Annotated in this window: 20 protein-coding genes and 1 other annotated feature; of the genes, 14 read left to right on the plus strand and 6 right to left on the minus strand. The window is 30.7% G+C overall.

Annotated elements, in window-relative coordinates:
• Positions 1–12: 12 nt before the first annotated feature.
• Both K7H06_RS04940 and K7H06_RS04945 read left to right on the plus strand, forming a co-directional pair.
• Positions 13–471 carry a 2-thiouracil desulfurase family protein gene (locus K7H06_RS04940; RefSeq protein ID WP_223038835.1) on the plus strand — a complete coding sequence of 153 codons (459 nt, stop codon included), beginning with the start codon at positions 13–15 and terminating at the stop codon, positions 469–471.
• Positions 472–496: 25 nt separating this feature from the next.
• Positions 497–1066, plus strand: coding sequence for a GerMN domain-containing protein (locus tag K7H06_RS04945; protein ID WP_223038836.1), 570 nt, complete (start codon positions 497–499; stop codon positions 1064–1066).
• Between the two features lie 35 nt (positions 1067–1101).
• On the opposite strand, the gene K7H06_RS04950 is transcribed toward K7H06_RS04945, so the two are convergent.
• Positions 1102–1461, minus strand: a complete 360-nt coding sequence (locus K7H06_RS04950; RefSeq protein WP_223038837.1) for a hypothetical protein — start codon at positions 1459–1461, stop codon at positions 1102–1104.
• Positions 1462–1582: 121 nt separating this feature from the next.
• Between K7H06_RS04950 and K7H06_RS04955 the strand changes: the two genes are divergently transcribed.
• Positions 1583–2311: an N-acetylmuramoyl-L-alanine amidase family protein gene (locus K7H06_RS04955; protein WP_223038838.1), complete on the plus strand. Its 729-nt coding sequence runs from the start codon at positions 1583–1585 to the stop codon at positions 2309–2311.
• A 61-nt stretch (positions 2312–2372) separates the two neighbouring features.
• Here the strand turns inward: K7H06_RS04955 and K7H06_RS04960 are convergent, their stop codons facing one another.
• The 3 genes from K7H06_RS04960 to K7H06_RS04970 all read right to left on the minus strand — a co-directional run bounded on the left by K7H06_RS04960 (position 2373) and on the right by K7H06_RS04970 (position 5949).
• Positions 2373–3797: a rhomboid family protein gene (locus tag K7H06_RS04960; RefSeq protein ID WP_223038839.1), complete on the minus strand. Its 1425-nt coding sequence runs from the start codon at positions 3795–3797 to the stop codon at positions 2373–2375.
• Between the two features lie 131 nt (positions 3798–3928).
• Positions 3929–4627, minus strand: a complete 699-nt coding sequence (gene cuyB / locus K7H06_RS04965; protein WP_223038840.1) for a cysteate racemase — start codon at positions 4625–4627, stop codon at positions 3929–3931.
• Between the two features lie 101 nt (positions 4628–4728).
• Positions 4729–5949 (minus strand): dicarboxylate/amino acid:cation symporter, encoded by a 1221-nt coding sequence (locus tag K7H06_RS04970; protein ID WP_223039947.1) that lies wholly within the window; start codon positions 5947–5949, stop codon positions 4729–4731.
• A gap of 328 nt (positions 5950–6277) precedes the next feature.
• Positions 6278–6490, plus strand: a binding site (T-box leader).
• A 52-nt stretch (positions 6491–6542) separates the two neighbouring features.
• Between K7H06_RS04970 and argS the strand changes: the two genes are divergently transcribed.
• Together argS and K7H06_RS04980 are read left to right on the plus strand one after the other, a co-directional pair.
• Positions 6543–8243 carry an arginine--tRNA ligase gene (argS, locus tag K7H06_RS04975; protein ID WP_223038841.1) on the plus strand — a complete coding sequence of 567 codons (1701 nt, stop codon included), beginning with the start codon at positions 6543–6545 and terminating at the stop codon, positions 8241–8243.
• A 12-nt stretch (positions 8244–8255) separates the two neighbouring features.
• The gene (locus K7H06_RS04980; protein ID WP_223038842.1) at positions 8256–9125 is read left to right on the plus strand and encodes a radical SAM protein; all 870 of its coding nucleotides are present in this window, start codon (positions 8256–8258) and stop codon (positions 9123–9125) included.
• A gap of 27 nt (positions 9126–9152) precedes the next feature.
• Here the strand turns inward: K7H06_RS04980 and K7H06_RS04985 are convergent, their stop codons facing one another.
• Together K7H06_RS04985 and K7H06_RS04990 are read right to left on the minus strand one after the other, a co-directional pair.
• Positions 9153–9347 carry a hypothetical protein gene (locus tag K7H06_RS04985; protein WP_223038843.1) on the minus strand — a complete coding sequence of 65 codons (195 nt, stop codon included), beginning with the start codon at positions 9345–9347 and terminating at the stop codon, positions 9153–9155.
• Between the two features lie 128 nt (positions 9348–9475).
• Positions 9476–9964 (minus strand): hypothetical protein, encoded by a 489-nt coding sequence (locus K7H06_RS04990; RefSeq protein WP_223038844.1) that lies wholly within the window; start codon positions 9962–9964, stop codon positions 9476–9478.
• Between the two features lie 163 nt (positions 9965–10127).
• On the opposite strand from K7H06_RS04990, the gene K7H06_RS04995 reads away from it, so the two are divergent.
• The 9 genes from K7H06_RS04995 (at position 10128) to K7H06_RS05035 (ending at position 19315) form a co-directional block, all read left to right on the plus strand.
• Positions 10128–10631, plus strand: coding sequence for an amidase domain-containing protein (locus tag K7H06_RS04995; RefSeq protein ID WP_223038845.1), 504 nt, complete (start codon positions 10128–10130; stop codon positions 10629–10631).
• A gap of 91 nt (positions 10632–10722) precedes the next feature.
• Positions 10723–12474: a B12-binding domain-containing radical SAM protein gene (locus tag K7H06_RS05000; RefSeq protein ID WP_223038846.1), complete on the plus strand. Its 1752-nt coding sequence runs from the start codon at positions 10723–10725 to the stop codon at positions 12472–12474.
• Between the two features lie 11 nt (positions 12475–12485).
• On the plus strand, positions 12486–13235 hold the full coding sequence (locus K7H06_RS05005) for a hypothetical protein (protein ID WP_223038847.1): 750 nt from the start codon (positions 12486–12488) through the stop codon (positions 13233–13235).
• 12 nt (positions 13236–13247) lie between these two features.
• The gene (locus K7H06_RS05010; protein WP_223038848.1) at positions 13248–13385 is read left to right on the plus strand and encodes a hypothetical protein; all 138 of its coding nucleotides are present in this window, start codon (positions 13248–13250) and stop codon (positions 13383–13385) included.
• A 9-nt stretch (positions 13386–13394) separates the two neighbouring features.
• The gene (locus K7H06_RS05015; RefSeq protein ID WP_223038849.1) at positions 13395–14609 is read left to right on the plus strand and encodes an MFS transporter; all 1215 of its coding nucleotides are present in this window, start codon (positions 13395–13397) and stop codon (positions 14607–14609) included.
• A 63-nt stretch (positions 14610–14672) separates the two neighbouring features.
• Entirely contained in the window at positions 14673–15800 is a 1128-nt protein-coding gene (locus tag K7H06_RS05020; RefSeq protein ID WP_223038850.1) for a tetratricopeptide repeat protein, read from the plus strand.
• A 224-nt stretch (positions 15801–16024) separates the two neighbouring features.
• On the plus strand, positions 16025–16930 hold the full coding sequence (locus K7H06_RS05025; protein ID WP_223038851.1) for a bifunctional enoyl-CoA hydratase/phosphate acetyltransferase: 906 nt from the start codon (positions 16025–16027) through the stop codon (positions 16928–16930).
• 26 nt (positions 16931–16956) lie between these two features.
• Positions 16957–18732, plus strand: coding sequence for an indolepyruvate ferredoxin oxidoreductase subunit alpha (gene iorA, locus K7H06_RS05030; RefSeq protein WP_223038852.1), 1776 nt, complete (start codon positions 16957–16959; stop codon positions 18730–18732).
• Between the two features lies 1 nt (position 18733).
• The gene (locus K7H06_RS05035; RefSeq protein WP_223038853.1) at positions 18734–19315 is read left to right on the plus strand and encodes an indolepyruvate oxidoreductase subunit beta; all 582 of its coding nucleotides are present in this window, start codon (positions 18734–18736) and stop codon (positions 19313–19315) included.
• The last annotated feature ends 440 nt before the right edge of the window (positions 19316–19755 follow it).

The raw sequence follows: 19755 nt of genomic DNA on the forward strand, positions 1-19755 counted from the left end.
GGGGTGAAAGAGTTGATCCTCATTAGCGCTTGTTTAGCAGGGGTAGATTGTAAATATGATGGTGAAAATAATTTAAGAGAAGAGATTCTCTCCCTTGTAAAGGAAAAAAAAGCTATTTTAGTATGTCCAGAGCAATTAGGAGGATTGTCTACTCCTAGAGTTCCTTGTGAGATTGTAGGTGGAGATGGACAGGCTGTATTGAATAAATGCGCAAAAGTTATGAATAAAAATGGAGAAGATAAAACTTCATGTTTTTTAAAAGGAGCCCAACAAGCCTTAAGAATTGCAAAATTATATGGTGTAAAAAGTGCAATACTTAAAGGGAAAAGTCCATCTTGTGGAAAGGGAATGATTTATGACGGTAGCTTTTCAGGGAAGAAGAAAAATGGAGATGGGGTTACTGCTGCTTTATTTAAAAAAGAAGGAATCAAGATAGTTGATGAAGAAAGTTTTAAAAATCAAATAAAATAATCTTTCAAAGAAGGGGGAAATGGTCATGAAAAAAATTGTAACAATATTATTATGTATGATCTTAATGGCAAGTATATTTTTTGTAGGGTGTAAGAAAGAAGAAAAAGAAATAGAAAATGACAGTACAGTGAAACCAGTAATTGAAGAAAATCAGAAAGAAGAAGAGAAAACCATGGATTATGTTTTATATGTTAAACATAAGGAAATGCCATTTTTGTTTGATGAAGCATATAGTATAGAGAAAGAGGATAAAAAGCTTAAAGGAAAGAGCATAGAAGAATTTCTTATGAATGAACTCATAGATTTTGAACCTTTTGGAGAATTTAAAAATCCAATACCAGAAGGAACAAAAATATTATCTATTCAAAAAGCAAATGGGGTAGTTACCATAGATCTTTCAAAAGAGTTTATAGAAGGATTAAAAGAGGATGCTACAGAAACTTCATTAACTGTTGCAAGTATTGTGGATACAATGGTAGCAGCAGGAAATGAAAAGGTACAGTTAATGGTTGAAGGACAAATTTTAGATGAAATTAATGATGTGGATATGAGTAAGCCTTTTGAATTTATGGATGGATTTTTTGCCGATAAATAAATAGAAATAAAAAATCTCTCAAACTGAGAGATTTTTTATTTTGAATAAATGAGTCCTTTAACATCTTTATCTGTATTTTTTGATGTTAATACGAGGATAACAATATGATCATTCTTTTTTAAGTTGAGGGACAATGGTTTTTTGTCATCTGTTGTTTTCCAGCCATTCTCATGAAGAAAATTTTCATAATCAGCTAAGAAGTTTTCATAACTTGAATTTTTTACTGTAAAGGTTGCATGATCTAACCCTTCTTCTTCTGTGGCTTTTTCAAAGTTTTCAAAGGTCATAGGCTCATAGGCGGGTAAATAGGCGAAGGGTTTTTCACCAGATACATTACATCCTGTAAAAGCAATCATAACAATCACAAAAAGCATCGTAGCAATGATTTTTTTCATCATAACACCTCCATAAATAGTGTACCCTTGATTATGCGCTTTATGAATAAGGAGTTACATAAAAATGGATGAAAACATATAAATATATTAGCAATAAACAGAAAATCAGGGAGGTGTTTAGTTGAAACCATTGATTATTATTGATCCTGGTCATGGAGGAAAGGATCCTGGAGGAGGAAGTAATGAATATTGGCTAGAAAAAGATATGGCACTAGAAATTTCAAAATATCAGTATAAAAGATTATCTGAATTAGGCATTTCTGTACAATTGACTAGAAATAATGATATGTATTTGTCTTCTTCTAAGAGATCAAAAATAGTAAGGGATTCAGAAGCAAAATATTGTATCTCTAATCATATTAATGCAGGTGGGGGTCAAGGGGCAGAAACCATCCATAGTATTCACAGTGATGGCAAATTAGCAACAAAAATTTTAGATAAAATAAGACAAACAGGACAAAAGACAAGAAGAGTATTTTCTAAAACCTTATCCCATAGTCCTAATTTGGATTATTACTTTATGCATCGTGAAACAGGAAATGTAGAAACGGTTATTGTTGAATATGGATTTGCAGATCAAAAGGAAGATATAGATAGAATCCTAAAGCATTGGAAAGATTATGCGGAGGCAGTTGTAAAAGCTATATGTGAATATATGGGATATTCCTATGAAAATATTCATAAAATGGATGAGGATAGATGGAAATATGCAGGTGTTGAATATTTGCATACAAAAGGAATTTTAAATGATTTAGAAGGGTGGAAAGAGAAAATTAATGAGCCTATGCCTGTATGGGCTACAACTTTGTTGTTAAAAAAAATATTTGAAAAACTGAAGGAAGAAGATTAATCATATTTTAAAATTTAAATAGATAAAAACTGTCTAATTAGACAGTTTTTATCTGAAAGAACTAATTTCCTTGAATATCATTTAAGAAATTTCTAGCCATAGAATGATTAGGATTGATAGATAACGTCTTTTCAAGGTAATGGATGGTTGTATCTTTATCTCCCTCTTGATAAGAAACATAGGCTAAATAAAAATAAAATTCGGGGATTTGATCATTTTTTTCAATGCCTTCTTGAAATTGTAGTTTAGCATGACTTAAGTCATTCTTTTTAAGATAATAAATGCCCATATGAAAGCTATGCTGCCAGCTTTGAATTTGGATAAAAGAACCACCTATAAGAGAGCCTACAATGATGGTGATAATCAAGAATTGAACAGTAACTTTTTTTAATTTTAAAAATTTTTCTGTCTTAAGGCCTAAAGCGTAGCTAGCTAAAAAACCTCCTATGAGCCCACCTAAGTGAGCGAAATTATCAATATTTGAATTAGTAAGACCAAAGACAATATTGATAATGATTAAGGAAACCATATTTAATCCATATCTTGCTGAAAAAATAGAAGGCTTCTGTATGCCAAAGTAAAGATAGGCACCCATAAGACCAAAGATAGCCCCTGAGGCTCCAGCAGATACAGCAGAACTAAATAGAAAACTAGATAGACTACCAAATAGGCCAGCAATCATATAAATGATGAAAAATTTTAAAGAACCATACATAAACTCTACATCTTTTCCAAGACTTTTTAATGCATAAGTGTTAAATAATAGATGAGTAATGCCTATATGAATAAACATACTTGTAATCAAACGATAATACTCTCCTGATGCAATAAGGGGATTGTATTTAGCTCCAAGATTGATAATGTGATCAATATCAGTACTACTGCCTGTTATAGATATATAAATAAAATAAATAATATTTAGGCCCATGAGTATATGGGTAACATAGGACTTTTTATTCTTAAAGGAATAGCCCTTTTTGTCTCTAGTCATGTTTTCAATTTCTAAAAGATCAATAGTTTCTACTGTTTCATAGGGAAGAGAAAGGATAGTTTCGTGAATAAAATTTTCAACTTGTTCTTGATCTTTGAAATTTGAAAAAAGAGAAAATACTTGATTTGAAGAAGCATCAATGACTATAAGATGAATATTTATTTTTTCTTCCTTTAGCCATGAGGATAAAGCGTCTAAATGATCTAATGAATGATCAAATGAATTTTCTAAGACAATAATTTTGTAAAAAAATAATTTTTTAAATGTATTTTTTTGTTTTATCTCGTGGTAGTGATTATAAATAATACTCTTTTGATATTCTATAGATCCTTCTAAAAAATCTTTGTGAACAAAGTCGACAAAAAAGTGAGAAAACCAAATTTGCTTATGTAAAGAAATATCCAATATACTTTGTATTTCTTTATAGGGATATAGAAAAAACTCTTTTTTTTCAATAAAATATTTCATGAGTAGATAAATAGTTCTTTTAATCAAATTGTCTACCTCCAAGGATTAGGATATACACTATTTTATCATATTTAAAAAATTCATACAGCTTAGATCAATCTAAGTTGTATGAATAGATTTATACAAAATAATAAATTAATAAAATGAATGGATTATTTTTATAATGATTTTAATGATTTTTTACCTGCAAAATGAATGGCACGAAGGGCAATGACTTCTAATGGATCTACATAATTTCCTTTCATTTTAAACATTTCATAGCCAACAGAAAGCTCTGTACATCCTAATATGAAAACTTCTGCACCTAGATTTTTTAATTCTTCAACGCTTTCATTAAATCCATCTATAGTAATATCTTTGCCTGCTTTTATATCATAAATAAAATCAGTAACATTTTTTTGAGTTTTCGTAGGCTTTACCAATTCCATTCCATATTTTTGGATAGCTCGATCATATACACCTGTTTGGCAAGTACCTTCTGTTGCCAGGAGACCTATTTTTTTACCCGCATATTTTTCAGCAATAAATTTTGATGTTTCTTCAATCATATTTAGGAAAGGAATTTCAATTTCCTTTATAATAGCTTCATAAAAATTATGAGCTGTATTACAAGGCATGATTAAAAAATCAGCACCCATACTTTCAAGTCTTTTAGCAGATGCAATGAGTTGTTCTCTAGGATCATCACCCTCTGCTATAAGATGCGCTGTTCTATCGGGTATAGAAGTGTTATTATCTATTAATATATGGATATGTTCTTGATCACAATTAGCATCTGTTAGTAGTATGACTTTTTTAAAGAGATCAGCTGTTGCTAAAGGTCCCATTCCACCTAAAATTCCTAATTTTTTACACATATCTTTCATCCTCCAATTCTACATATAAACTAGTTAATGATTTTCATTTTCTATTATAACAAAAAATAATACAGCTTGGGAAGACCAAGCTGTATGAATGATTAAATAGTTGTTTTTTCATCTGGCAAATGTAATTCTCCTTCAGTAGCTGCAATAACTGCTGCTGCTGAAGTATCTCCAATAACATTTACAGAAGTTCTTGCCATATCTAAAACTCTATCAATTCCTCCGATTAAGGCAACCCCCTCAAGTGGTAAGCCTACAGATTTAACAACCATCGTAAGCATGATAAAACCTGCTCCGGGTACTCCTGCAGTACCAATGGATGCAAGAGTTGCTGTAAGAATGATAGTTAATTGTTGAGACATACTTAAATCTAAACCATATACTTGAGCAACAAATAAGGCACAAACGCCTTGGTAAAGAGCTGTTCCATCCATATTGATGGTAGCACCAAGAGGTAGAACGAAACTAGATACACCTTCTGATACTCCTAAGTTTTCTCTAGTACATCTAATAGAAACAGGAAGCGTTCCAGAACTACTTGTTGTACTAAATGCTGTAAGAGCTGCTGGCATAATACCCTTAAAGAATTTTACAGGACTGATTTTTGCAAAAACTTTTACGGCACTAGAGTATACAAGTACAGCATGAAGGATACAGCCAATATAAACAGCACCAATTACTTTAAGTAGTGGCAATAATACAGCTGGTCCGTTTGTTGCAACAACTGGAGCAATTAATGCAAATACACCATATGGAGCCAAACTCATAATAAATGCAGTAACTTTATACATGATTTCTGCTAAGCTATCAAAGAAATCAATAAAAGGTTTTCCTTTTTCTTCAGGCAAAGACGTTGCGCCTATTCCTAAGAATAATGCAAAAGCAATGATTTGAAGCATATTTCCTTCTACTAAACCCTTTAATGGATTTTTAGGGAAAATATTTAATAATGTATCTATAAGAGAAGGTGCTTCTTTTGCTGCAATACTAGCATCTACGGGAATTGTCATGCCAGCCCCTGGTTGTAAAACATTACCTAGTATAAGTCCGATGGTTACGGCAACGGCTGTTGTGCATAAATAATACCCTACGGTTTTTCCTCCTATTCTACCCAGTTTTTTTACATCTCCAACACTTGCAGCTCCAACGATTAAGGATGAAAATACTAAAGGAACAATAATCATTTTAATTAAATTAAGAAATAATGTTCCGAAGGGCTTAATGTATGTAGTAGCTGTGTCAGGGGAACCTGTTAACATAAGACCTACTAAAATACCTAAGCCTAATCCAATAAGAATTTTTGTTGTTAATTGCATTTTTTTCATTAAATGACCTCCTTTTGATTAATTTAACTGAATTGTCAGATAATTCAACTGTAACTATATTTTACAACTGAATAAGAGTTATGTCAAATAGTATAACATATTCATTGAATGTTGTACATAAATAATAAAGAAATGCATTTTAAAACATACAAAATGTTACAATAATTACACAATAATACAACTAATAGAGCAGAGAAAAATAGATGTAAGGATCAATAAAAAGTATATTTTTAGAGGCTCTGTAAAAAATAAAAGAATAAAGCTATGAAACCTCTTGATTTAGATGAAAAATTATGATAAATTATTATTCAAAATGAATATTATATCAATGAAAAGGAAAGTAAATTTTAGGATGTGTTAAAGCGAATCGGAGTTGGTGAGAGTCCGATATACTACTAAGATTGAAGCGCACCTTTGAGATTTTTGTTGAAGGGAAGTAGGCAAAACGGAATCCTACCGTTATAAAGGATTAGAGTGGATACATTTTGTATCAATAAGAGTGGTAACACGGGAAATAACTCTCGTCTCTTGGTTTAAGAGATGGAGAGTTTTTATTTTTGATAAATAAAGAGGAGGATCTAGACATGATTGATTTTAAAAAGGAAATAGCTGATATTTTATCACAAAAAGTTGAGGGGTTAACAGTTGAAGAGATTCTTGAAATGATGGAGATTCCACCAAATTCGCAGATGGGGGATTTTGCTTTTCCTTGCTTTAAGCTAGCAAAAATATTTAGAAAAGCACCCAATATGATTGCAAAGGAAATTGCTGAATCTATTGAAGGAAATGATTTGTTTGAAAAAGTTGAAAATATGGCAGCTTATGTAAACTTTTTTATCGATAAAGCAACATTTGCAAAATCTGTAATTGAAGAAGTTTTAGAAAAGAAAGACCAATTTGGATCATCTAATTTAGGAGAAGGTAGAAAGGTTATTGTGGAGTTTTCTTCTCCGAATATTGCAAAACCTTTTCATATTGGACATATTAGAAGTACTGTAATTGGAAATGCTATTTATAAGCTATATGATTTCCTAGGATATGATACAGTGACAATCAATCATTTAGGAGATTATGGGACTCAATTTGGAAAGTTAATTGTAGCTTATAAAAATTGGGGAGATGAAAAGGAAGTTGAAGCAAATCCTATTCCTACATTATTAAAGCTTTATATCAAATTGCATGAAGAAGCGGAAAAGCACCCAGAACTTGAAGATGAAAGTAGAATGTGGTTTAAAAAATTAGAAGATGGAGATGAAGAAGCCAAAAGACTTTGGCAATGGTTTAGAGATGTTAGTTTAAAAGAATTTAATCGCGTTTATGGTATGTTGAATATTTCTTTTGATTCCTATGCAGGAGAAAGCTTTTATTCAGATAAAATGCCAAGAGTTTTAAATATGATGGAAGAAAAGAATTTGTTAAAAGAGTCAAAGGGAGCAGACATTGTAGATTTAGAAGAGTATAATATGCCTCCAGCATTAATCAGAAAGAGTGACGGGTCTACTCTTTATATTACAAGAGATATTACTGCGGCTATTTATAGAAAAGAGAACTATGATTTTTATAAGAACATATATGTAGTGGCATCTCAACAAAATCTTCATTTTCAACAATGGATGAAAGTTGTAGAATTGATGGGCTATGATTGGGCGAAAGATTGTATTCATGTTCCATTTGGGCTAGTAAGTCTTGAAGAAGGAACCATGTCTACAAGAAAAGGTAGAGTGGTATTTTTAGAAGATGTACTTAAAAAAGCCATTGAACAAACAAGAAAAATCATTAAAGAAAAGAATGGAGATCTTCCAAATATTGATGAGGTAGCAAAACAAGTTGGAATCGGAGCAGTAGTTTTCCAAGAATTATCTAATAATAGAATAAAGGACTATACATTCTCATGGGATAGAACATTAAACTTTGATGGTGAAACAGGCCCATATGTTCAGTATACCCATGCAAGAGCATGCAGTGTATTAAGAAAGGCACAAGCTAAATTGGATGAAAATATAAACTATGGTTTATTAGGGAATGAAGAAGCAATGAATTTAGTAAGAGTTATCCAACAGTTCCAAACTACTGTAGAAGAAGCTGCAAGAAAATATGAGCCATCTATTGTTACGAGATATATTGTTGATGTAGCTCAAGCCTTTAATAGATTTTATCATCATTGTCCGATTATAGTAGAAGATCAAGAAATGCAAAAGGCAAGACTTGCTCTTGTATCTTCTGCAAAGCAAACTCTACAAAATGGATTAAATATACTTGGGGTTGCAGCACCTGAAAGAATGTAGTGGAGGGATATAATGAGATATGAAGGAAGTGTTTATAGACCACCTAGTGAAGCCTATAGCTTGATTATTCAAGCTACAATAGGTTGTTCTCATAATAAATGTACATTTTGTAGTATGTACAAAGACAAACAATTTAGAATGAGAAATATGGAAGAAATTATAGAAGATCTAAAGATGGCGAGAGATTATTACAAACATGTAAAAAGAATATTTTTAGCCGATGGAAATGCTTTGGCCCTAAAGACTGAATATTTAAAGACCATCTTATTAAAAATAAAAGAACTTTTTCCAGAATGTGAACGGGTAGGTATATACTCTGCTCCGAAGGATATTTTGAGAAAAAGTGTAGATGAGCTGAAAATCTTAAAAGAATTAGGATTAGGGATTGCTTATTTAGGGGCTGAATCAGGAAGTGATGAAATTTTAGAGCATATTAATAAGGGGGTTACCTCTGAGGAAATGATTGCAGCAGGACAAAGAATGGTGGAGTCAGGTATTCCTTTATCCGTTACTCTTATATCAGGATTAGGTGGAAAAGAGAACTGGCGTAAGCATGCTAAAGAATCTGCAAGGGTAATTAATGAAATAAATCCTCAATATTTAGGATTACTTACCCTCCTTGTTCAAAAGGGAACAAAGATGTATGAAGAAGTACAAAAGGGAGAATTTAATCTTCTTACTCCTGAGGAAGTGATTCTTGAAACAAAAGAATTGGTTGAAAATTTAAACGTGAAAGATTGTGTTTTTAGAAGCAATCATGCATCGAATTATGTATCATTAGCAGGGACATTGCCAGGAGATAAAATGAATTTGTTAAAGCAATTAGAGATGATGATAGAAAATACATATGGAATAAAAGATGAAATGTTTAGAAGACTATAAAAAATCACAGCCTTAGTGCTGTGATTTTTATTTTTCTAAGTAACCAAGAAATTCTTCTTCTGCTGTTTCTGCTAAGAGACATAATTGTTGTAGAATACTATCCTTTAGAGAGATAAAAGCATCAATTTTTGTATTTTCACCTGTATATTCAAGAGCTTGTAAGATCATTAACATATCTTTTTTAGAAATTTCTTGTATTGATATTTTATCGAAATCTTCCATGATAATCTCCTTCCTTTGCGAATGATATATTATGTAATTCGATAAAAATATCATAAAACCTTCAAAATAAGATAAATTTAATGGTGTTTTTTAGACATATAAAAAAGGAAATGTAATACATCTCCTTTTTATCGAAAACTTTTCGGTTCAGTTTTATGATATACCCTTTTACTTCGATCTTTAATTTCTAGAATAGCTGCAGCCATATTTTTTACTTCTTTCTTTAAAAATTCAATATCTTCTTTATTAATATTATAATACAGATATAAATCTTCAAAGGATCGTACAATTTTAGTTAAGTCTTTGTCCAGCCCTACGAAGGCATCGAAGTTTTTACTGTGTCTTGCATTATTAAACTGATCGATATCATTTTTTATGGCTGTAATAACGCTTTCTTCAGAAGGATGTTCGCTAAGAACTAAAGCGTATGGCTTTATGCGTTCAAGCAGATATGTATTATCCGGATTAATCCGGTAAAGATATTTGATATTTAAATTATTTTTATGATATTTTACAATAAACATAATGCCTTCAATTTCCATAACCTCTGCACCGATTTTTCTTAATTCTTCTATGCAAAACTTATGTTTTAATAGTCTGGCGGAGAAAATAGTCATAAAAATCCCTCCTCTATTCAATTTATTATAGTATATCATACTAAAGGATGAAATAATCAGATAATTATAAAAGGAGTAAATTTATTGAAAAAGATCTCTTTGCTCCTGCATAAGATATAGATATAAAGGTATTATTAAAATTTTAGATTGGAGGAGGAATAGGATGGAAGGCATAATTTATGAGTATGATAGGGAGAAAGCTGTAACATATGCCTGTGAATGGGCTCAAAGGAGAAATCCAATATATACAGATTTTGAGGAAATGGGAGGCGATTGTACAAATTTTGTATCACAGGTGATCTATGCAGGTGGATGTCCTATGAACTACAAAAGATATGGATGGTTTTATAAGAATATAAATGATCGTGCGCCTGCTTGGACAAGTGTAGAATATTTTTATAAATTTATTGTTAATAATGAAGATACAGGACCTATTGGAGAAGAAACAGATTTACAGGATATAGAAATTGGTGATGTGGTACAAATAAATTTTCAAGAGGATAATGTTTATGACCATACGCCTATAGTTGTAAAAATAAAGCCTGGAATTAAAACTATTGATAAAATATTAGTAGCAGCGCATACCATTGATAGAGTGTATTATCCTTTATCAGCGTATGATTTTAAAAAGCTTCGATTTATTCATATAAAAGGATATAAAAGATAAAATCAACTATTATATGGAGAACAGAATGAATGTGGTATAATGGATTGGGCAATAATGAGAAAATAGAAGACAGATAGAAAGGAAAAAATCCATGAAAATTTTACTGACTACTTTAAATTCCAAATACATTCATACAGGATTAGCACTACGTTATTTATATAGCTACTGCAAGGAAGATTTTAATATGACTATTGAGGAATATACAATCAATCATCATATGGACTATATTTTAGGGGAAATCTATAAAGGTGAATTTGACATTGTATGCTTTTCTTGTTATATATGGAACATATCAAGTACATTAGCTATTGTAAGAAATTTGAAAAAAGTACGTCCAGAATTAACCATTGTCTTAGGGGGACCAGAAGTAAGCTTTGATGCTGTATCATTAATGGAGAAAGAAAGGGCTATTGATCATATTATTGTTGGTGAGGGAGAAGAAACCTTTAAAGAATTAATGAATCTTTTAGTAAACAACAAAGGAAAACTAAAGGAGATAAAAGGAATTACTTATCGAGAGAATAGCCAAGTTTTTAAAACCATTGATCGGGAATTAATAAAAGATTTAGGGACTATTCCACCCATATACACAGCTAATTTAGAGGAATATAAAAATAAAATTATTTATTATGAAAGTTCACGAGGGTGTCCACATAATTGTAGATATTGTTTATCATCCACTATAAAAGGCGTAAGATTTTTTCCATTAGATCAAGTGAAACGGGATTTAGGTTTATTTTTAGAAAAAAGAGTGAAACAGGTAAAATTTGTAGATAGAACATTCAATGTAAAGAAGAGTCATAGTCTTGAAATTATGAAATATATTGTAGAACATGATAATGGATATACAAATTTTCACTTTGAAATCACAGCTGATTTATTGGATGATGAAATGCTAACCTTTCTTTCAAATGTAAGGGAAGGATTATTTCAATTTGAAATTGGTGTTCAGACTACCTATGACCCAACAATGAAGAGTATAGATAGAAAAGTAGATTTTCATATACTGAGTAAGGTAGTAAGAAAAATAGGATCTTTTAGGAATATCCATCTTCATTTAGATTTGATTGCAGGACTGCCCTTTGAAGATTTTAAAAGGTTTAAAAAATCTTTTGATGATGTATATGATCTAAAGCCTGAAAAGCTTCAATTAGGGTTTTTAAAACTATTAAAAGGATCTGGGATTAGAAAAGATAAGGATTTGCATGAATATGTTTTCAAAAATGAGCCACCCTATGAAGTTCTAGAAAACAAATATATGAGTTATAAGGATGTTTTGAAACTTAAAATGATAGAAGAAATGGTAGAACTTTTTTATAATGGAGATGGTTTTCAACATGGAATCAATTATGTTATAGAGAATTTTTATGATAATCCTTCGGATTTTTATCATCAATTGGCAGACTTTTGGGAAGACAAAGGATATCATCATGTTTCTCATGGGAAAAATAAATATTACGAAATACTATTAACATTTTATAAAGAGCGCAATTGGAAAAATGAAGATGTCTTTAGAGAAATATTAAAATTTGATTATTTAATGCAGGGAAAGACTTCATTACCTAAGTTGTTCGTGTATACTGAAGAAAAAGATTTTCAAAAAAGGAGACATGAATTTTTACATGAAGAAAAGAATTTAGAAAAATACCTATCAAAATATAAGAACATGGCAGCTAAGGAAATTATTAAAAAAGTCCATTTTGAAAAATTTAAATATGATGTATTAGACTTGATAAAAAATCCCAAACTAGAAAAAGTAGAAAATGAAATTACGGTTCTATTTGATTATGATTTAGAGCAAAAGGTATTTACTAAGGCAAAATATCACAAGGTAGATATTTAGGGGGAGATATTATGAATATATTGAGTGATCTCTATGAGACAAATAAAAGTAGTAGTATAAAGGCATTTTCTTTGACTATAAAAAATTGGCCTATTGTCTTTACAGGGATCATCTATTCTATTATTTCAATTGTATTGTTTAGAATAAGTTTTATATTTTCTATATTAGCAGGTATTGTTATAACTTTGGTCATGAGTGCTTTGTTTTCTAACTATTTGTATTTGATAGAAAATATAATTTCCTATGGAAAAGTTACATTGGATGATTTTAAAAAGGGCTTTCAGGTATATATTTGGAAAATATATGGGATCATGGTGGTAATATGGTTTATTAACTATGGTGCAGGTTTATTTTTAAGTCCCATATTAAAATTAAGAATAGGATTTATTACATTATGGATGTTACTTTATTGGGTAGCTTTTATATTATTAAACTGTTTACCAGAAGTGATTTATCAAAAACATTATGATCTTAAAGAAATGTTTCAGTATAGCTTTTCTTTTGTAAAAGAGAATTGGATAGATTGGTTTGTGCCCAATATATTTTTAGGGATACTATTTTATTTTGTAATGGGAAAGACACTTACAATAAGTTACTTGATGGGAGGTTTCAGTTTTTCCTTGTCAATCAAAAGGTTTGTTTTTTATTTTTTAGGACAGCTTTTACTATCCTTTATTATGATCTATAGAGGCGTGTTGTTTAATCTTTTGAGTAGTACAACGAGACGGAAAAGAATGTTTAAGAGAAATATGTATAAGTAAAGGGGGATCATTTTGATCTCTTTATTTTTTTATAGAGGTTTAATCGTAAAAGTAAACCTAGAAGAGAGGAATATGAAAATCTATAAAAGAAAATTGATCCTAATGAAAAACCATAGAAAAGGAAAAGATAATGCTGTAAATATAAAATGAGGTGACTAGATGAAAAATAATACACTTAAAATGATGGCATTATCTTTTGTTCCATTTATAATGGTTTTAGGAAATTCTATGTTAATTCCTGTATTTACAGATATAAAGAGGGAATTACATATTAGTCAATATGAAGTAAGTCTATTGATTAGTTATTTTTCTTTTCCAGCAGCCTTATTAATTCCGTTTTTAGGATTCTTATCAGATAGAATAGGCAGAAAGAAAGTATTAGTACCTGCTTTAATCATATATGGATTAGGGGGAGTTATATCAGGATTTTCAAGTATTTTATACAAAGATCCATATAAATACATTTTAATAGGAAGAGTCATACAAGGTTTTGGCGCTGCAGGGACTTCTCCTATTGCTATGGCACTGGTGAGTGATATGTTTTCGAGTGGAAATAGAAGTAGGGCTTTAGGGATTATTGAAGCATCAAATGGTGTTGGGAAAATACTGAGTCCCATTCTTGGTTCTATTATTGCACTTATTGCATGGTATATGATTTTCTTTTCATATTCTATATTAACAATACCTGTAGCGTTACTCATCTGGTTTTTCATTGATGAAGATTCTAGAATTCCAGAAAGAAAAGATTTAAAAAAATATTTTCAAGAAATTATGATGATTACAAAAAATAAACGTCTATCCATATTGCTTTGCTTTGTTATAGGGTTTATAGCATTATTTATTTTATATGGACTTTTGGCAAATTTATCAGATATTATTGGGAAAAAACAAGATAACAATTCTTTAGGAAGAGGATTTGTTGTGGCCCTTCCACTTTTTAGTATGGCTATTGTATCTTATTGGTTTGGAGCATACCTTAAAATAAGGAGAGATTTTTATAAAATATTTATGATGATTAGTTTAATTGTGTGTACTTTAGCAGTAAGCCTTATTCCTTATCTTGAAGAATATATACATAGATTGTTTCTTTTAGAGGTAATTGCTACAGGGGTAGGGATTATATTAACTATATTAAATACATTTGTTACAAGCTGTGTTCCTAAAGGAAAAAGGGGAGTCATTACAGCTTTTTATAATAGCTTTCGCTTTTTAGGAATTTCATTTGGACCCATTTTTTTTACTCAATTTCATAAAGGAACTACAAAAATATTATTTATACCTTTTTTGACTACAATCATTGTAATATTAGTTATCCTATATGTAAAATCTGAAAAAATGTTTGAATACTTTGGAATGAAAAAAGATATGCACTAAAAACTTTATTTTTATCCTACAATAGGATATACTCAATGAGTAGAAAATTAAGGGAGGTTGATTATGTTTACAAGAATAAAAGAATACATAAATGATGGATTAGAAAGAGTTGTATTTATTGAATTAAAAAAGGATGCCCATATTGATCCTAAATTTGAAATGTTAAAGGAAATTCCTATTCCAATGAATATAGCTGAAATTACTAAGCCTATAAAAGAAAAAAAGGATGATTATGAAATATCCTTAGCAAGTATGGCAAGAGGAATGATTACTGTAATTGGAATGGATAGGGATTTTAAGTATGCAGATACGTATAAAGAATTTTTAAATATATTTGATGAAAAAATTTTAGAATATATTGCTTATGAGGGATTAAAATTAGCGGAAGAGACAAAATTTTATGATGCCCTAATATATTTCAACGCTCTGATTACATTAGATGAAGGAAATTTAAATGGACTATATAATTATGCTAGATGCTGTCAAGATATTGCATCTAAAGTAGAAGATAGAGATAAGAAAAAGGAATTTAAAAGAGAAGCTATTGAAACGTTAGAGATTATTATAGAAAGATATCCGGATTTTTCTTTAGCGTATTATCACTTAGGGTTTCATTATGCCAATCAAAACTTATTTAAAAAGGCACAGATCATATGGGAAAAATGTATAGACTTAGATATAGATGAAGAAAAGAAAAAGGAATTAGTATTTCAGATAAAGGAATTGAAAGATCAAATAGAATATGAAGAAGGATATACACATATCTTAAATAATCAGCCTGATTTAGGGCTAAAAAAGCTTTTACCTCTTATGGAAAAATATTCAGACTGGTGGAATTTATTGTTTTTTATAGGTCTTGGATATAGACAATTGGGAAATGTGGAAGAAGCAATAAATGTTTTAAAGAAAATATTGACTATAAAGCCTACACAAGTAGATACCCTCAATGAATTAGGATTATGTTATGCTGCTTTGAATGATTTTAAACATGCAGAAAAATACTTTAAAAAAGCGCTTCAATTTAAAAATGAAGACAGCGAAATATTATCCAATTTAGGAATGGTATACATGGAAATAGGAAAACTTCAAGAGGCTAAAGAAGTTTTGGAAAAATCTATAAGGCTTAACCCTCATGATGAGATTACTATGCAATGTATGAAAAAGTTAAATGTTATGCAAGAACATCAATGATTGGTGTTCTTTTTTTATGTAAGTATAAGTTGATTTGAAGAGAATATACTATTAACAGTAGAATGTTCAATAAAAAAAATCATATTTCAAACTACTAGAAAAATTCAGTAAATTGTAGTATAGTAAATTATATAGATAACTGTAAATTCATAACAAATTAAAAATTTTGTCTATGCATTACTAAAAAATTTTAACCTAAAATAAAATTTATATGGAGTGATGAAATGATTAAAAATTTTAAAGAATTAATAAGGGTTGCAAAAGAACAGAAAAAAATGAAGCTAGCTGTAGCAGCTGCACAAGATGAGGAAGTGCTGGTTGCCGTTTGTAATGCAGCAGAAATGGGAATTGTTGAACCTGTTTTGATAGGAGATCAAGAAAAAATTATATGTATTGCAAAAGAAAACAACTTAAAGATTGATGCGTATGAAATCATTGAAGAAAAAGAAATAGATGCAGCTGCCAAAAGGGCTGTAAGATTAGTAAGTTCAGGAAATGCAGATTTTGTTATGAAGGGTCTATTAGACACAGCTATTTTGTTAAAGGCAGTCCTTGATAAGGAAATAGGACTTAGAACAGATAGTCAATTAAGCCATGTGATGGTCTATCATATTCCAACTTATCACAAGTTGTTATTTTTAACAGATGGAGGAATGAATATAGCACCTACTGTAGAGGAAAAAGTAAAAATCACACAAAATGCTATAGAGGTTACAAAAGCCATGGGAATCGAAAATGTTAAAGTTGCAGCGTTAGCGGCTAAGGAAAAGGTAAATCCTAAAATGCAAGCAACTGTTGATGGTGATGTATTAAAACAAATGGGTCAAAAGGGTGGGTTTGGTAAAGGGGTTATTGTAGAAGGACCTTTGGCCTTTGATTTAGCTATATCAAAAGAGGCAGCAGAAACAAAAAAATTTGAGAGTGAAGTAGCTGGAGATGCAGATATTTTATTGGTACCAACTATTGAGATGGGTAATGGTATTGGAAAAGCTTTAACTTATTTTGCAGGGGCTAAGTCAGCTGGGGTTATTATGGGAACAAAAGCGCCTGTAGTTTTAGTTTCAAGAGCTGATAGCCATGAATCAAAACTTTATTCAATTGCTTTAGGAAGTATTATTGCAGCCAATTAATGATAAATTAAAAGGAGAGTGAAGGTATGAAAAAGTTTCTAACAGGAAATGAAGCTGTTGCACGTGGAGCATATGAGGCTGGTGTGACATATGCTTCAGCCTATCCAGGAACGCCTAGTACTGAAATTTTAGAAAATATTGCGCCCTTTAAAGAACATATGTATGCAGAATGGGCACCAAATGAAAAAGTGGCTTTAGAAACTGCAATTGGTGCATCTATTGCTGGAGCAAGAGCTTTATCTGCTATGAAGCATGTAGGAGTAAATGTTGCAGCAGATCCTTTGTTCACGTATTCCTATACAGGGGTAAATGGTGGTTTAGTTTTAGTATCAGCAGATGATCCGGGCATGCATAGTTCCCAAAATGAACAAGATAATAGATATTATGCTAAATTCGCAAAACTTGCTATGTTAGAGCCAAGTGATAGTCAAGAAGCAAAGGACTTTGTAAAAGTTGCTTTAGAAATTAGTGAAAAATATGATAAACCTGTATTACTTAGAGTTACTACAAGAATTTGCCATAGCAAAACCCTTGTGGAATTAGGTGAAAGAGAAGAAGTAGAAATCAAGCCTTATAAAAAGAATATACCAAAGTATGTAGCATCTCCAGCAAATGCTAGAGTATTGCATATAAAGGTTGAGGAAAGATTAAAGCAATTAGAAAAGTTCAGTAATGAAACGGATTTGAATAAAATAGAATGGAATGATAAAAAAATAGGAATTGTTACTTCTGGAATTGCTTATCAATATGCTAAAGAAGTGTTTGGAGATAATGTGTCTTATCTTAAATTAGGATTTACTTATCCCCTTCCTATGAAAAAGATTAAAGAATTTGCAGACCAAGTTGAAACACTTTATGTAATAGAAGAACTAGAACCCTATATAGAAGAACAAATGAAAGCTGCAGGAATCAAATGTATTGGTAAGGAATTGATTCCAAGAATAGGAGAGTTAAATCCGGATATTATAGCAAAAGCCATCTTAAAGGAAGAAAGACCAATGATCAAGTATAGTGAAGCTGAAGTTGTAGGACGACCACCAACACTTTGTGCAGGATGTCCACATAGAGGGTTTTTCTATATGTTATCTAAAAAGAAAAATGTGATGATTACAGGAGATATAGGTTGCTATACATTAGGTTCAGCACAACCCCTATCTTCTATGGATACGTGTATTTGCATGGGTGCTAGTGTAAGTGCTGGACATGGTGCACAAAAGGCATTTTCGTTTAATGGTGTTGATAAGAAGGTTATAGGGGTAATAGGAGATTCAACCTTCTTTCACTCTGGTGTTACAGGACTTATGGATATTGTCTACAATAAAGGAAATGCAGTAACTGTAATATTAGATAATAGAATTACTGGAATGACAGGACACCAAGAAAATCCTGGTACTGGTTATACTCTTCAAGGAGAAAAAACACACGCAATCAATATACCAATGCTTTGTGAAGCTGTAGGTGTGAAAAAAGAAAATATATTCATAATCAATCCATTAAATTTAGATGATTGTAATAAAACAATTGATGAAGCATTTAGTAAGAAAGAGCCTACTGTCATTATTACAGAGTGGCCTTGTGTTCTTAAAAAACCATCACCAGAAGATATTGAGAAGTTTGGCAACAAAAAGATTATTTGCAAGGTAGATGAAGAGAAATGTAAAGCCTGTAGAATTTGTACAAAAACAGGATGTCCTGCCATATCATTTGATGAAAAAGCAAAAATTAATGAAGATATGTGTGTAGGATGTGACGTCTGTCTTCAAGCATGTCCATTTGATGCAATTGTAAAGGTAGGTGAATAATATGAGTGGAGTAAAAAACATTTTATTAGTTGGTGTAGGAGGGCAAGGAATTATTCTAGCAAGTAAGATTTTGTCTCAAGGACTTATCAGTGCAGGATATGATGTGAAAATGTCTGAAGTCCATGGTATGGCTCAACGTGGAGGAAGTGTTACAACTCAAGTTAGATTTGGAAAAAAAGTATATTCTCCAATTATAGGGAAGGGTCAAGCAGACATTGTAGTGTCCTTTGAAAAAATGGAAACCTTGAGATGGTTAGATCATTTGAAGATTGGTGGAAAAGTAGTGGTGAATGATTATGAAATACCATCTGCTCCTATTTTAGTAGGGGATGCCAAGTATCCAGAAAATGTGATAAGCATATTAGAAGAAAAAGCATCCACAACAGTATTTAAAGCTGCAGAAATTGCAAAAGAACTAGGAAATATTAGAACAATGAATATAGTTATGCTTGGTGCTCTTACAAAAGCTATGGGGTTAAAGGATGTAGCTTGGGAGAAAATATTGAAAAACAATGTAAAAGAAAAATTTGTTGATGTGAATATACAGGCTTTAAGAAAAGGGATGGAACAAGTTGAAGAGTAAAAGATTTAATATTTAATTTGTATAACTAAAAATAAGCACTATGAATAGGGGGCATATTCATAGTGCTTTTGTTATGATAAATATGAATGATAAATGTGCTCTTAAAATTTTATATGGATTTCTTATTTTGAGATAGTTTCTTTGATGGATAGAAAAATTATTTTGAATATGAATAAAAGAAATAAAAAGTACTTATAATACCTAAGGAGTGTGTATTTAAAGAAATTTTATGATACTACAATAAATTGTTTAAAATATATTGACCTAGAAGTATTTTTATGATATATTATCAAATGTTCCTTTGAAATAGAAGTCATTAGATTTTAGAAAAAAATACTATTTGACTTTGAGAGAGAAACATGGTAGTATAGTTCTTGTCGCCTCTAAAAACAGCTTTTAAAAATTACCATAAAAAAAGTTGTTGACAGATTCGACAAGAA

It is taken from the genome of Crassaminicella profunda (genome assembly GCF_019884785.1).
Taxonomy (GTDB): Bacteria; Bacillota; Clostridia; order Peptostreptococcales; family Thermotaleaceae; genus Crassaminicella; species Crassaminicella profunda.